This window comes from Pontibacter lucknowensis, from assembly GCF_900156415.1.
Lineage (GTDB): Bacteria > Bacteroidota > Bacteroidia > Cytophagales > Hymenobacteraceae > Pontibacter > Pontibacter lucknowensis.
On sequence record NZ_FTNM01000002.1, the window covers coordinates 779,946 to 793,911 of the forward strand.

The 13,966-nt window shown below is 47.7% G+C and carries 13 protein-coding genes; 2 read left to right on the forward strand and 11 right to left on the reverse strand.

The features are described 5' to 3' along the window. Positions 1-30: 30 nt before the first annotated feature. Both BW972_RS09560 and BW972_RS09565 read right to left on the reverse strand, forming a co-directional pair. The gene (locus BW972_RS09560; RefSeq protein WP_007653747.1) at positions 31-750 is read right to left on the reverse strand and encodes a pirin family protein; all 720 of its coding nucleotides are present in this window, start codon (positions 748-750) and stop codon (positions 31-33) included. 145 nt (positions 751-895) lie between these two features. Then, the gene (locus BW972_RS09565) at positions 896-1,669 is read right to left on the reverse strand and encodes an XRE family transcriptional regulator (RefSeq protein WP_007653740.1); all 774 of its coding nucleotides are present in this window, start codon (positions 1,667-1,669) and stop codon (positions 896-898) included. 525 nt (positions 1,670-2,194) lie between these two features. On the opposite strand from BW972_RS09565, the gene BW972_RS09570 reads away from it, so the two are divergent. Beyond that, positions 2,195-3,676 (forward strand): S8 family serine peptidase, encoded by a 1,482-nt coding sequence (locus BW972_RS09570; RefSeq protein WP_076421927.1) that lies wholly within the window; start codon positions 2,195-2,197, stop codon positions 3,674-3,676. Between the two features lie 79 nt (positions 3,677-3,755). Here BW972_RS09570 and recQ read toward each other — a convergent pair whose 3' ends face one another. After that, entirely contained in the window at positions 3,756-5,891 is a 2,136-nt protein-coding gene (gene recQ / locus BW972_RS09575; RefSeq protein ID WP_076421928.1) for a DNA helicase RecQ, read from the reverse strand. A gap of 170 nt (positions 5,892-6,061) precedes the next feature. Between recQ and BW972_RS09580 the strand changes: the two genes are divergently transcribed. Beyond that, complete coding sequence (locus BW972_RS09580; protein ID WP_007658239.1) at positions 6,062-6,394, forward strand: four-helix bundle copper-binding protein; 333 nt, start codon at positions 6,062-6,064, stop codon at positions 6,392-6,394. A gap of 73 nt (positions 6,395-6,467) precedes the next feature. Here the strand turns inward: BW972_RS09580 and BW972_RS09585 are convergent, their stop codons facing one another. From BW972_RS09585 to BW972_RS09620, 8 genes are all read right to left on the reverse strand, one after another. After that, positions 6,468-6,800, reverse strand: coding sequence for a phage holin family protein (locus BW972_RS09585; RefSeq protein ID WP_007658238.1), 333 nt, complete (start codon positions 6,798-6,800; stop codon positions 6,468-6,470). Between the two features lie 70 nt (positions 6,801-6,870). Further along, entirely contained in the window at positions 6,871-7,962 is a 1,092-nt protein-coding gene (locus tag BW972_RS09590; protein ID WP_076421929.1) for an agmatinase family protein, read from the reverse strand. Beyond that, a complete protein-coding gene (speE, locus tag BW972_RS09595) occupies positions 7,934-9,262 on the reverse strand; it encodes a polyamine aminopropyltransferase (protein WP_076421930.1) in 1,329 nt (442 codons plus the stop codon). Before speE ends, BW972_RS09590 begins: the two co-directional genes overlap by 29 nt. A 222-nt stretch (positions 9,263-9,484) precedes the next feature. Continuing rightward, positions 9,485-10,132, reverse strand: a complete 648-nt coding sequence (locus BW972_RS09600; RefSeq protein ID WP_234986340.1) for a chemotaxis protein CheC — start codon at positions 10,130-10,132, stop codon at positions 9,485-9,487. Positions 10,133-10,144: 12 nt separating this feature from the next. After that, the gene (locus BW972_RS09605; RefSeq protein ID WP_076421932.1) at positions 10,145-11,779 is read right to left on the reverse strand and encodes a chemotaxis protein CheA; all 1,635 of its coding nucleotides are present in this window, start codon (positions 11,777-11,779) and stop codon (positions 10,145-10,147) included. Beyond that, positions 11,776-12,900, reverse strand: a complete 1,125-nt coding sequence (locus tag BW972_RS09610) for a chemotaxis protein CheB (protein ID WP_076421933.1) — start codon at positions 12,898-12,900, stop codon at positions 11,776-11,778. The genes BW972_RS09605 and BW972_RS09610 overlap by 4 nt, the downstream gene beginning before the upstream one ends. A gap of 54 nt (positions 12,901-12,954) precedes the next feature. Further along, complete coding sequence (locus tag BW972_RS09615; protein WP_007658217.1) at positions 12,955-13,317, reverse strand: response regulator; 363 nt, start codon at positions 13,315-13,317, stop codon at positions 12,955-12,957. A 35-nt stretch (positions 13,318-13,352) separates the two neighbouring features. After that, entirely contained in the window at positions 13,353-13,952 is a 600-nt protein-coding gene (locus tag BW972_RS09620; RefSeq protein WP_076421934.1) for a chemotaxis protein CheW, read from the reverse strand. Between the last annotated feature and the right edge of the window lie 14 nt (positions 13,953-13,966).

Consider the following 13,966-nt stretch of genomic DNA (forward strand, 5'->3'; position numbering starts at 1 on the left):
TGTCCACCGCTTTACTGATAACGAGATCTATTAATAATTTGCCTCAAGAGCAGGAACATCCACCAGGATAAAAGTGGCATCTGCAGTCCCCCGGATGGCAATCACCTCCTGCTCATCAAGTCTGATCTGGTCATGGCTGTCAGCTTCGACATTATTGACGAGCAGGCTTCCTGTCAGCACATAGATCAGTGTTCTACGAATCTTGAATGTTCTGAAAGTTATTTCTTCTCCCTGTGAGACGCTGCCATAGTACACCGTGGAATTGGAATTGATGTAAGTGACATCTTCCAGAACCTTCTGACCTGTCACCAAAGGTATAAGCTCGTCCTTTGCCTTTAGAAACCCTACATCCATCACTTCATAGGATGGTGCAAGCCCTCGCTTGTTCGGCATAAACCATAGTTGCAGTAAGTGGATCTCATCATCTGTATCGTTTGTTTCAGAATGGCTCACACCAGTGCCAGCAGTCATACGCTGTACCTGGCCCGGAGACACCGTTGTCTCATTTCCGATGTTGTCCTTGTGAGTCAAATCTCCTGATAGCACAATGGTCACAATCTCCAATTCAGAATGGGGATGGGTAGGGAAACCCGAGCGTGGACTTACATAATCATCATTGAAGACGCGAAGTGGACCGAACTCCATGTTTTCCGGATCATAATAATCTGCAAAAGAGAAGAGATAGTGGGAACGGAGCCAGCCCTCCACCTGGGCCTCATATCTTTGGGAAGCGGTAATTAATCGTATCATATCGCGCTTTTGTTTTATGCTATGCCTTTACGGATAATGGCGTTTGTAGTTAACTAGGCGCATAAAACAGGGCTAAAACAGCGCATCCTGCCCTATCAGAGGCAGGATGCGCTGTTTATACAATACTTAGGATGCTGTTAAAATATTAAGCTTTCTTCAGTTTAAGCATCTCTTTCTGAAGATCAAGCACAATGGATGAAAGCTTGTCAAGTGATATATCAGCGATCGGGAAAGTAGAGCTGATATAAGACTTGGCTTCCCAGATCTCCACTACATCATCAACCGGCAGCTCGTAAGGAGAATAGAGCGGATTGTCAGAGTGCAGGCGCAAGGTGGCAGCCTCTTTCACTTTATTATAGACTCGCTTGAACACAACTCCCTCTTTGCCACTGACAATGATGCAGGGAGTTCCATCTTTCAGCGTACTCCAGTCCTCTATAAACCGCCCAACAATGACAGTACCTGAAGCCAGAGGCAGCATAGAGTCACCACTGATCTCGAAGGCACGGTAAGTCCCGCCGCTGCCCAGGGTAGGAAGACGGAAACGTGGCAATTCCTCAATAAACTCAGGATCGGCATACCCGTTCAGGTATCCGGCACTTGCCTTATAAGGAACCAGCTCTATATTTTCGCGATCTTCCTGATCTACCGTAATGGCTAAAACACGCAATTTACCACCACCGGCCTGCCCTGGTTCAGGTTTATATGCCGGATCAGACAGGTCAGCAGTAATGAGTTCGTCAAGGGAAACCTCAAAAAGACGCGCAACATTGACCAGCGTGCTTAGCTTCGGCTCTGCCCTTCCCTCCTCGTACGCTCCCACCAACGAACGCTTGATCTCTAATTTCTCGGCAAGCTGTGCCTGGGTATAACCGGCCTGCTTGCGAAGGTGTCTTATATTCGATGTTACCTTTTCCACTCTTATTCTTTGTTCGTATCCTGATAATACTAGAGCACTCTGGGTGCTGGCATGTAAACATACTAAATATATACGTATTATACTAATTTTATTAGCAAATAATTAATCTGAATTTCAGTGATATTTACAAAAACCTATATACATAGGTATAGTTCAATTATAGTAATGCATAATCATTTAAATCATCTTAATAGAACCCATCAATAGTTCAATTAAAATTTATTTCGCAATAAGTTTGCAATCTTACTTTTTATCCAATTATCTTTCGTGAAAAGTAACCCTAAACGCATACTATATGATTAAAATCTACTAAAACCTCACATCCTGTTGGGCTCATTGCACGAGCCACATCTTTAAGAATCCACATTTAAAAATGTAGACAGGAATACTACGCCCTTCCAAATCTGTTACCAGCATAAAATTTTTACAATTTTATCGCATCCTTAAACTTTTCAAAAACTCGTGTTGTTACGAGGCATTGTGAAAAATTTAATTCAATAATTTACCCAATCCAACCAAACTTATATGATGAACAATTCTACACTATTCAAGGCGTTGTCAGGTTTAGCCCTGGCGTCAGTATTCACCCTCTCAAGCTGTCAGAAAGAGGACTTCATGGAAGAGCAGTTTCATACTGATTCTGTTCAGGTCGATACTCAACACGGACAGGCTATAACTGGCCAGTACATTGTGGTATTTAAAAATGGGGGAAACAACTTAAGCGCAACCGGTGTGAGCGGCATGACCATAGCCGGACGTACCGCAACTGTAGCCCTGCGTGAACGAATGCTGCTTACAGCAGGAATAGAGCGTGAAGCTATACAACAAACTTTTGAAGGAAATGTAAACGGTTTTGCAGCCCGACTCTCTAAAGATCAGTTAGATCAGTTGCGTAAAAACCCAGAAGTAGCCTACGTTGAACAAGATCGTATTATTATGCTTGCAAAGCCGGGTACCGACAATACAACGACGAAAGGCAACGGGAAAACGAAAGACGATAGTACCACGACGAAAGGCAATGGTAATGGTAATGGCAATGGAAAGAATAAAAACACAGAGCCTGCACCTACCGAGCCGGCCCCGTCAGAACCAACTCCTAAGGAACCTATTCCTACAGAACCTGCTCCGACTGAGCCGGAACCTACTGAACCAACTCCTACAGAGCCGGCTCCAACAGAGCCAAGCCCAGAACCAGAGCCTGAGCAGCCAACCAGCAGCCCGTATGCAAAAATAACTCCCCTTCCAGGTGAAACCCTGCCTTGGCACATTGCCATGAATGGCTACGGAGACGGCACCGGCAAAACGGTGTGGGTAATTGACTCAGGTATAGATACCGATCACCCTGATCTGAATGTAGACTTCCAGCGCAGTACGTCACTTATCTATGGTGATGCTTCTATTGAGGACGGCTTCGGTCATGGTACGTATGTATCCGGTATCATCGCCGCCAAAAACAATGGCACTGGCATGGTGGGCGTAGCTGCAAATGCAAATGTTGTAGCGCTGCGCGTGTTTGATAACACAGGATATGGCACTGTGTCACGTGCCATCAGTGCCGTAAACTATGTGACCAACATGGCCAAGCCTGGTGACGTGGTAAACATGAGCCTCGGTAGCGGCATCTCCAGCACACTTGACAATGCCGTGACTACTGCAGCTGGCAGAGGCATTCTGTTTGCAATCGCAGCTGGTAATAGCGCTGTAGACTGCTCCGTTAATTCTCCGGCCCGTGTGAATGCCCCGGGAGTTTACACAGTGTCCGCGATGGACCGCTACCAGAACTTCTGGTCCAGCTCCAACTATGGCGCACCTGTTGATTATACAGCCCCTGGTGTGAGTGTAACTTCTACCCGCATTGGTGGTGGTATCGGTAGCGTCGGAAGCGGCACTTCCTTTGCTGCGCCTCACGTGGCTGGTATTCTGTTGCTTCGTGGTGAGGTGTTTTCACAGGGTATCGTAAACGGTGACAAAGACAGCTGGCCAGATCCAATTGCTTCTGTGGAGTAATTCATACTCCTTGTTACAATAATAAAGAAGGCCGTCCAGATTTGGACGGCCTTCTTTTTGTTGACTCTATACCTGTAAACTACCAGGCGTACTGCATTTTGTGCATGGCCAGCGAAAGCCGTATCTTAAAGTACTCGTAACGTTCCTCCAGGTGTTCATATAAATCCTTCAGTTTGGCATCTTTGCCAAGTTGTTCGATCGCCTCAATAATGGCTTCATATTCGCGCTTCGAAACAAAATCGTGCACAGGCACATCGTAACCCTGTTCCAGCAAAGTAGCCAGGTGCGAATAGATCGTGACAGGATTCAGGTTCCGGCGCCTGGCTATCTCTTCCGGACTTAGCCCCTGCTGATAAGCCTCCCAGGTAACTAAATGCGTAGCCCCTTTAATCGCACTCCCCTTTGCCTGCTCTTCTGTCAGAAAGGCGATGATCTCATTGATGAAACTATGCCCGTAGCGCTCAAACTTCTGAGCTCCGACCCCACTGATCGCCAACATCGCGATGCGATTCGCAGGCTTTTCTGCTGCCATTTCCTGCAGCGTGCTATCTGTAAAAACAACGTAAGGAGGCACATTCTGCTCGTCAGCCAAGCGTTTCCGCAAAGCACGAAGCCGCTCAAACAGCGCATCCTTGATAATTTCTCGTTTTGGTTTCTCTCTTTGCAAGTTTTCGGTCTGTTGCTTGGCGTCTTCAAACTTAACCAGCTCTATTTTGCGACCATCAAAGAGTACCTGCCTGCTCTGCTCAGTCAGTTTCAAGGTATAATTCTGGTCATAGGCAAGCTCTACCAAGCCTGCATTGAGCATCTGGTGCAGATAACGGTTCCAGTCCAGGGTGCCAATGTCGCGGCCTGCACCATAGGTTTTGATGCGGTCGTACCCGCCTGCCATTACCTGGCTATTGCGTGAGCCGCGCAACACATCTACCAGAAGACTCATGTTAAGCCTTTCCTGCGAACGTGCAATGGCTGACAGTGCTTTCTGTGCAATCAGGGTACCATCAAAGCGGCTGGGAGGATTACGGCAGATATCGCAGTTGCCACAATCCCTGCTCATCTGCTCCCCGAAGTACTGCAGCAAAATTCGTCTTCTACAGAAAGTGGCTTCAGCGAACTGCTGCATACGCTCTAGTTTAACGAGTTGCAGCTCATTCTGCGACTTGTCATTATCAGACAGCATAGTGCGCAAATTCATCACGTCGGCAAAACTGTAGAACAGGAGTGCGTCTGACTTCGCACCATCACGCCCGGCACGTCCGATTTCCTGGTAATAGCCTTCAACATTTTTAGGCAAGTTGTAATGTATCACCCAGCGTACATTCGATTTGTCAATCCCCATACCGAATGCAATGGTGGCGCAAACGATCAGCACATCGTCACGCAAAAAGGACTCCTGCGCTTTTGAACGCTGCTGGGCACTCATACCGGCATGATAAAAAGTGGCATTATAGCCGTTTTCACGCAACTTGCCTGCCAGGCTTTCGGTCGCTTTTCGGCTCAGACAATAGATAATGCCCGGCTGGCCATGTCGGCGTGAGAGGAAATCGGTGATCTTATTGAATCTGTTTTGGCCGGGCAGCACCATAAGGTTGATGTTTGGCCGGTCAAATGAAGCCACAAAAACTTCAGGCTGTCGCAGCTGGAGCTGCTCCTGGATGTCTTTCTGGGTCAGCTTATCAGCTGTAGCAGTCAGTGCTACCACAGGAACAGCGGGGAACTGCTGCTTGAGGGCGCGAAGCTGGGTATACTCTGGTCTGAAGTCATGCCCCCATGCCGAGATACAATGCGCCTCATCTACAGCGAAAAGGGATACCTGCAACCGCTTCAAAAAGGAAAAAAAGCCAGCGGAAAGTAATTTTTCAGGAGAGACATACAGCAATTTGATCTGACCTGCCAGGCTTTTCTCCTCAATCTGGTACTGTTCATCTGCTGTCTGGGAGCTGTTCAGGTATGCGGCAGGTATACCATTTGCCAGGAGAGCTTCCACCTGGTCTTTCATCAGGGCGATCAGAGGAGAAACTACCACGCATAGACCGGGCATCACCACGGCAGGCACCTGGTAACAGACAGATTTTCCGCCGCCGGTCGGCATGAGCACCACTACGTCTTTCTGCTGCAAAATATTGGTAATGATGTGCTCCTGCATAGGCCTGAACTGCTCATAACCAAAATACAGTTTTAATGCTTCACGTGCTTCTCTTATACCTAAACTCATGCCTTGTAGAAAGTGTAACGATGCGAAATAGAATTGCTGTACTAAACCCAAAGTTAACCAATATCGACGTGAAATAGGTTCCTGTTCTGGTGGTACTTACCCAATAAATAAACAATGACACTTTCGAGCCGTACTTTATGTAAAAGTATGAACCTTATAACCTGTAAACTATGAAATCAGAGAGAACAAATGAATTAGAGCATGTGCTCATAAAATGTATCACCGCCTGTGAAGCCTGCGCAACTGCCTGTCTGCAGGAAGATAATGTAAAAATGATGGTGCGCTGCATCATGCTGGATCGCGACTGCGCCGACATCTGTACCATCACAGCACGCTTTGTAGCCCGCGACTCGGCCCATGCCAAGCACGTTATGAAAGAGTGTATCGAGATTTGTCGCCTATGCGAAGAGGAGTGCCGCAAGCACGACCATGATCATTGTCAGAAGTGTGCTGACGCCTGCCGTGAGTGTGCTGACGCTTGTGAAGCCTGGATGACTCGATAAGCAATGAAATAATGAAAATAGAAAAGCCCCTGATTTACACCAGGGGCTTTTCTATTTTTGGGAGGTTCGGATGCTAGAAAATCATATCCAATAACGCTTCAATCAGTGAGAGCACCAAACTGAAGATAAGGGCCCACAGAAAACCATCCACATCAAAGCCACCCACAAGGGAATCGGCTAACAGGATGATCAGCGCATTGATGACCAGCAGGAACAAACCAAGTGTCAGTACGGTAACAGGTATAGTCAGAATAACCAGGATCGGACGAACTACTGCATTGAGCAGGGCCAGTACCACAGCCAGGATCAATGCTGCCCCAAAACCGTCAATCTGCACACCTGGCAAAATGTAGGCTCCAATTAGAGCGGCTACACCGGTCAATAAAATCTTAATAATGATTCCCATTTTGTTTCGATATATAGTGATAGTATATTATTCCTATCACGCTATACGACAAAGCGGGAATAAAGGTAAGCTACTGTACCTCTAAGCGTTTTTGAGAGACAGCCATCCAGTTGCACAGCTTGTAAAGCAATCGGGCACCAACATTACCATTCCACTCACTATCGCCAGGGGCAACTTCGCACAGGTCGAAACCGATGATTTCACGGCCTGAACGAACCAGTGCCTTGATCAGGTATACGGCCTCTTCAAATTCCAGACCGCCAGGCACAGGTGTACCAGTAGCTGGACAGAGTTTCGGGTCCAGCCCGTCGATGTCAAAGCTGATGTATACCTTTTGAGGAAGCTGGGCAATGATCTTTTTACACTCTTTCTTCCAACTGTCACCCTCATACATATTCTCTTTCAGCACGCTGTCGTAGAAAATAGCTACTCGTCCGTTGGACTGATTGGCCAACTCTGCTTCTGCCTGGCAGATGTCGCGTATACCTACCTGCACCAGCTTTTTGACCTGAGGCAATTGCAAGGCATTGTACATGATAGAGGCATGCGAATATTTGAAGCCCTCATAAGCGTCACGTAAATCAGCGTGTGCATCCACCTGCAGAATTCCGTACTCCTCGTGGCGTTCAGCCAGCGCATGCATCAGACCAAGCGGCGTGCTGTGATCTCCGCCTACTACGCCAACCAGTTTCCCCTGATCCAGGTAGCTATGTGCTTTCGACTTCAGCCACTGTAGCAGTTCCTCCCCTTTATCAGTCACTTCTGTTGGCAGGTTCTCAAATTCAGCCCTGTCAGACTCGGGGCTTCCCTCCTCCAGCCAGTTAATATAATTCTCCGCCCGCTGGCGCAGGTTATCACTCACAGCAGCCCATTCTTCTGATATCTCCTCCATCGCGATTCCTAACTTCCAGGCTTCTTTGATGGCGGGCTCAAACAGGTCAAGCTGAGGAGAGGCTTCCTTGATGGCTTGTGGGCCGGCTGCCGTACCGGCACTGTAAGACACGGTTACTTCCCAAGGCACAGGTATAAGCACAACCTCCGATTCTTCTACTGTAAAGGGCAGACCAAAAAGCCCCCCATTCACATCGCCAACACCATTGGGGTCAAAGGCTGCGATTTTTTGCTGCTTACTGTTAGTTGGTTGGTTCTGCTGAGTACTCATCAGTTACATTTTCAGGTTTTGTGTTTAAAAGCTCCTTCACAAAGTTCGGAAGAGCGAATGCAGCCGTATGCACAGCTTCATTGTAATATTTAAGGCCTTCTTTCTGAGAGAAAGCTGCAGCTGCCTCTTTATCGAAATGCAATGGATTCGCATTGCCCTTCGCTGAATAAGAGAAGCTCCAGGTGCCAGTCGGGTAAGTAGGTATAGCCGCCAGGTAACAGTGTACTTTCTCCTGTCCGAATATCTTCTTGTAGGTATCATAGATCTCTACAAATACAGCGGAGTTGAAGCGTGGAGACTCGCTCTGCGTGATCATCACACCGTCTTTCGTCAGGCAACGGTATACCCCCTTGTAAAATTCTGCTGTGAACAGACCTTCTCCCGGACCAACCGGATCAGCTGAGTCCACGATGATAAGGTCGTAATGCTCGTCGGCGCACTCTTTAATATATTTGATGCCATCCGCTACCAGCAGGTTGAGGCGCGGATTGTCAAACGCAACGGCTGTTTCAGGAAGGTGCAGTTTACACGCTTCGATCACCAGTTCATCGATCTCAACAAGTGTCACCTCTTCCAGCTGCTCGTGGCGCAGGAGCTCGCGGACCGTACCACCGTCACCACCACCGATCACCAGGGCGCGCTTGGCGGAGCGGTTGCTGAACATCGGCACATGAGTGATCATCTCATGATACACATACTCATCTTTCTGCGTACACATCACCATGCCATCCAGCGTCAGCATATTGCCATAAGCAAGTGTTTCATAAATTTCTACACGCTGGTACTCAGAATCTTTCTTGTAGAGCTGGTTACCGGTGTGCTTCAAAGAAAGCGCAATGTTTTCATCGCGCTCTGTGAACCAGACATCCCTTGTAATAGAGCCATCGGCTTCTATCGTCTTAGCGGTCGCGTCACGCAGGGTCTCCAGGTTGAAGTCGTTACGCTTCAGCAGACTTAGCTGGCCACGTCTTAGCTCCATAGACGAGCCATGACCTGACTGGAATGCTTCTTTCAGATAGGTATAAGATACCCATGGGTCAACAGAGTCGCCACAGGTGAAAAGGTCTACGGCTGCATAGCCATACTCAGGCCAGGTATGGATGGCCAGGTGGCTTTCCTGAATTACCACCACACCTGACACGCCATAAGGCGAGAAGTGATGGAATGTACTGTTGATGACAGTGGCTCCGGCTGTTTCGGCAGCGGCAACCATGCTGTTTTCGATGTGCATCACATCGTTCATCAGTTCAGGAGAGCAATCGTAAAATTCAACTAAAATGTGTCTTCCTAAGGCGTTCATTAATTGACTGTGTGGTTTCAAATATATAAAAATGCAAAAAAACGAAAACTGGCGCTATATTCAAACAGGACCTTTCAAATAGACTTTACGCAACGGTTCGTCAATGGGGTCAGAATTATGGCAGGGATAGCCTAAAAAGTGAACGAGCTATACCTGGTGGGTTCATCCCGACAGGTATAGCTCGTCAGATATTTTATTCCAAAAACTTTTGATCAGGTAAATCTATACCTTAAAAGTTCTGATGATTTCAAGCATTTTAAGCAGGGTGCTAGTGTCGAAGAACAAAAGCAGCGGAAGCTCCACGTCTTTTGAATTGTGCTGAAACTTGGTGATGACAGTAAACACGAGTGGTTGGAAAAGTGGGTGCTGTACCAGAATGTCTTTCAGCGAATTAGCAATATGATTTTTAGGCGCCTTTGGTGGCGAGCCGTAGATGTTGCTTTTGAGGATATTGGCGAGCTGGGTGACCAAGGCGCCGGTAATGATGTTGCTGATCTCGAGCAAAAGGGACTCCTGCATGACACTCAGTTCGCCTTTCTGCACATTCAGCATGCTCAGGCACACACTGGAGAGCAGGCTGATGTGCTCCTCTGAAAAGAGCATGAGCGTAGCTCCATTGAAATCGCCTTTTATATCAGACTGAATAATAAAATGTGTGTCTTCATATTTAGCAATGAGCGAAATAAGGTCCTTTACTTCAATGAGCTGCACATCAGGCACCTTCAGCATAACTTTATCTTTGGCGATCACAGCGAAAGAATCGGCAGCTCGGGCCAGTCCTATATTCAGGATCTCTTTGATAATGTCCTTTTCCAACTCGGTTACATGCGTATCCATCATGTTCGTCGTGTTATTAGTTCTGTTATCCATCGCCTCATTTCCTCATCTTCTATTCACAAAGTATCTGGTTATGGCAGGCACATCCAGTACCAGGCATACTTTGCCTGTACCAAGCAGTGTGACACCACCATATAAATCTATGCTATCCAGCGGTTTGCTAAGTGGTTTTACCACAATGTCCTGCTGACGGTAAAGTTTATCCACGATCAGACCAAGCTTACGGTTGTTGTACGAAACAATGATTATGTTCTGCACCTGGCCTTTCAACCGTGTTTTGTCACCCAGACGCATCTGGCTTTCCTCCACATTCAGGAGTTCGTCCAGGTATACAACAGTCACTGTTTCCCCTTTAATATCGGCAACAAGCACCTCGCCTACCTCATGGAGTTCGTCTTTGTCCAGTGCCACCACTGAATCTGTGTGAATCAGTGGAATGGCGTAGAAAATACTGTCTATCTCAAACAAAAGAGCACCTTTTACTGCAATGGAGGTTGGTAATTGCAGTATGAAGCTGGTCCCCTTGCCTTTCTCTGATTCTATACGGATGCGCCCGCCTATTGAATCAATTGCATTCTTCACCACATCTAATCCCACACCCCGACCTGAAAATTCGGTCACTTCCTTGGCGAGTGAGAAGCCTGGCTCAAACAGGAAAGAATATACCTCTGAATCAGGAAGGTTTTCAGCTACATCAGCTGGTACCAACTGCTGGGCCACCGCTGCATTCTTCACTTTCCCGATATCTATACCTTTCCCATCATCAGTAAGCGTAATCACCACACTTTCGCGGTCGCTGCGGGCTGAGAGTTGCAGTAATCCGGCTTTGGGTTTATCTGCTCTCACTCGCTGCTCAGGCTTCTCAATGCCATGCGTAATGGCATTGCGCACCAGGTGCAGCAATGAGTCTGTCATGATCTGCAGAATGTTGCGGTCAATCTGAATATCCTGTCCGCTCAGCTCCAGGTCAATTTCCTTTTTCTCTGCAGTTGCAATATCACGCACCACCCTCGGGAACTTGTTGAATAAAGTACCGATGCTTACCAGGCGTGCATCCATTACACTATACTGCAGGTCTTCTGTAATGCGATACAGGTGAGAACCCACCGTCTTTAGTTCGTCACTATCCAGTTCGCGGCTGAGCGAGAGGATGCGGTCACGGTCAATGATCAGCTCCCCTACCAGGTTCATAAGGTGATCCAGCTTCTTTACCTGAATGTAAATCAGGTCGGACAGTGTCAGATTGCGGGAAGTGCTGAACTTCTGCACCTTGGCCAACTCTACTGTGCTGTCCGATAAGCTGTCGACAATGATGTCGAGGTTGCGGATCAGTACCGGATCAACCTCCACCTGCCGTTCGCTGTCAATGCTTTTGATCAGCTCGCCAAGCAGGTCGATGCCGTCAAAAAGTACGCCTACCACCTCGTCGCTGAAGCTCAGTTCCTTATTGCGGATGAGGCCAAAGGCAGTCTCGAGCTTATGGGATACGTCTGAGATCTGCAGATAGCCGATCGCCTTCGCATTCGCCTTCAGGTTATGCAGCATACGGAATATCTCCGCCAGCACCTGATCGTCCTGCGGTCGTTTTTCCAGTTCGCTGATGAGCCTGTTTAGGGCGTCGAAGTATTCCAGCGCTTCTGCTATAAATATCTCTTTATACTCCTGCTCTCTCGATTTCATGAATTCACGTCAGTTGTACTGACTTGCTGTTGTTCTGCTGCCACGTACCGGTTCAGGTACTGGGCAATTTTTGACAAAGGCAGCACTTTGTCGGTATTTCCGCTTTCTATCGCAGATTTTGCCATTCCAAAAATGGCAGACGAGGCTTCATCCTGCGCTATTACATGTCCTCCTTTTCGAAGTGCAATGGCTTTGGCTCCAGCTGTGCCGTCTTTCCCCATACCTGTCAGGATAACTCCGATCACGCGCCTCACACCACTCTGCGCCACCGCCTGCATCAGTTTGTCCACTGAAGGCAGATCATGCTCTGCGCCATTGTCTTCACTAAAACCTATTTTCAGGCTAGAGGCGTTGCCCATGACCGTGTGTACAATCATGTTCCTGCCACCAGGGGCTATTATAACTTTCCCGGGCTTAGGTATAAGTCCCGTGCGGCCTTCAAGTACGGTAAGTTCGGTCATACCCTTGAGCCTGCGTGAGTAACTGTGCGTAAACTTAGGTGGCAGGTGTATAGCAACCAGTACTGCAGCTTTGAGCCTCGGGTCTAGCTGCCGGATGATCTGCTCTACGGCCTGGGTTCCACCAGTCGAAGCTCCTATCACAATGATGGTGTCCGCTGTCACATTCCTGGAATCCTTTTGAGCTACCTGCGGGAAAATCAGCATTTCCTCTCCCAGCATACTCAAACGTTTTTGAGGATCCCAGTATTCAGTGTCACGCACTGCTGATACCTTCCTGCAGATCTCTTCTGCCATAGTTCTGTAAGCAGGTCTTGCCGTAGGGCCAGGTTTCAGGATGACACTGTAAACACCCAGGTCTATCACATCCTTAAGAAGTTCCAGGCTTAGTTGCTCTTTCTCCACCAACATCACAATCGGTGTAGGGCATTCGCTGAAAACCTGCTTAAAGACGAGTAGTTGCTCGTTCTTTCGTAGATCTACTGAAGCCAGTATCACATCCACCTGATGGCGGCGCAATAATTCCAGCACCTGGGCTCCATTAGAAGCAAGGCCTGTCACTTCCATATCAGCTGAACCACTCAGGATGTTTTCCAACACCAGACGGGCATGGCTTGAACTGTCAGCAACGAGCACTTTTAGCTTGCTTTCCTGTCCTTTCAAAGTACGATTCCTTTCCTACTGCCAACAATGAGTACTTTTTAAGTCAGAACAGCGCTATTCGTCCAGCGCTTTCTTTACTACTTCCAGCACCTTCTCTTCAGAGAAAGGCTTTACGATGTACGAAAGTGCTCCATACTCCAGGGCCTCATTCACGATCACTTCCTGCCCTACGGCACTCACAATCACGATTTTCATATCAGGCTGCTCTGCTTTAATGCCTTTCAGCACATCAAGCCCTGTATTGTCTGGCAGAATCACATCGAGGGTAATCAGGTCAGGATTGGTTTCTTTGGCCAGCTCAAGTGCTGTCTGCCCATTGGGCGCCTCTCCAACGATCTCATAGCCCGCATCGGTGAGCATATTTTTGAGCATTGTGCGCATGTAGAAAGAGTCATCTACAATCAGAATTCTTTTCATACTTTAAAGTATAGCTTCAATTTGAATGAACGGCTTTAGTTACTTTTCAACTCTCTGATCTCGTCCTGTGTCAGGATTTTGTACATATCCAGTACAATGATTAGGCGGTTGTTCACCTTGGCAATGCCTTCTATGTAATTCTCATGGATATTGATGTCCTGCAGAAATGAGGGAGTCTTGTCAATTTTGGTCATAGACAGGTTCAGGGACTGCGGTACTTCGCGCACAATCACCCCAATGCTGTACTCCTTTGCTTCAATCACCAGGGTATAGGTAATGTGCGGATTCAGGTCTCCGGCCAGTGGAACAGGACGAATGCCAAAGCGCTCTTCCAGATCCATGATCGCAATAATATCACCACGGATATTGGCTACCCCTTTAATGAAATCAGGCGTTCGGGGCATACGGGTTACATTTGGCGTAACGGTTACCTCTTTTACCTGATCAATCTTGATACCATATTCTTCCGCTCCAAGCTTGAAAACGATCAGGTGAATCATTTCTTCCTTTACCGCTTCAGGCTTGGCCGGATTATCTTTGGCAGAAGCCACTGCAGTCTCAGCTGTCTTATCCGTTCCGGATTCAACGGCTGCTCCTGCTGATGGCGCCTCTTTTTTGGTCGTCTTTTCTTTCATCAGTCCGGAGCGGT

Excerpts from the sequence above, each read along its gene's own strand:
- BW972_RS09560 (WP_007653747.1), bottom strand. The coding sequence starts at position 750 with ATGATACGATTAATTACCGCTTCCCAAAGATATGAGGCCCAGGTGGAG.
- BW972_RS09570 (WP_076421927.1), top strand. The coding sequence starts at position 2,195 with ATGATGAACAATTCTACACTATTCAAGGCGTTGTCAGGTTTAGCCCTG.
- recQ (WP_076421928.1), bottom strand. The coding sequence starts at position 5,891 with ATGAGTTTAGGTATAAGAGAAGCACGTGAAGCATTAAAACTGTATTTT.
- BW972_RS09580 (WP_007658239.1), top strand. The coding sequence starts at position 6,062 with ATGAAATCAGAGAGAACAAATGAATTAGAGCATGTGCTCATAAAATGT.
- BW972_RS09585 (WP_007658238.1), bottom strand. The coding sequence starts at position 6,800 with ATGGGAATCATTATTAAGATTTTATTGACCGGTGTAGCCGCTCTAATT.
- BW972_RS09590 (WP_076421929.1), bottom strand. The coding sequence starts at position 7,962 with ATGAGTACTCAGCAGAACCAACCAACTAACAGTAAGCAGCAAAAAATC.
- speE (WP_076421930.1), bottom strand. The coding sequence starts at position 9,262 with ATGAACGCCTTAGGAAGACACATTTTAGTTGAATTTTACGATTGCTCT.
- BW972_RS09600 (WP_234986340.1), bottom strand. The coding sequence starts at position 10,132 with ATGGATAACAGAACTAATAACACGACGAACATGATGGATACGCATGTA.
- BW972_RS09605 (WP_076421932.1), bottom strand. The coding sequence starts at position 11,779 with ATGAAATCGAGAGAGCAGGAGTATAAAGAGATATTTATAGCAGAAGCG.
- BW972_RS09615 (WP_007658217.1), bottom strand. The coding sequence starts at position 13,317 with ATGAAAAGAATTCTGATTGTAGATGACTCTTTCTACATGCGCACAATG.
- BW972_RS09620 (WP_076421934.1), bottom strand. The coding sequence starts at position 13,952 with ATGAAAGAAAAGACGACCAAAAAAGAGGCGCCATCAGCAGGAGCAGCC.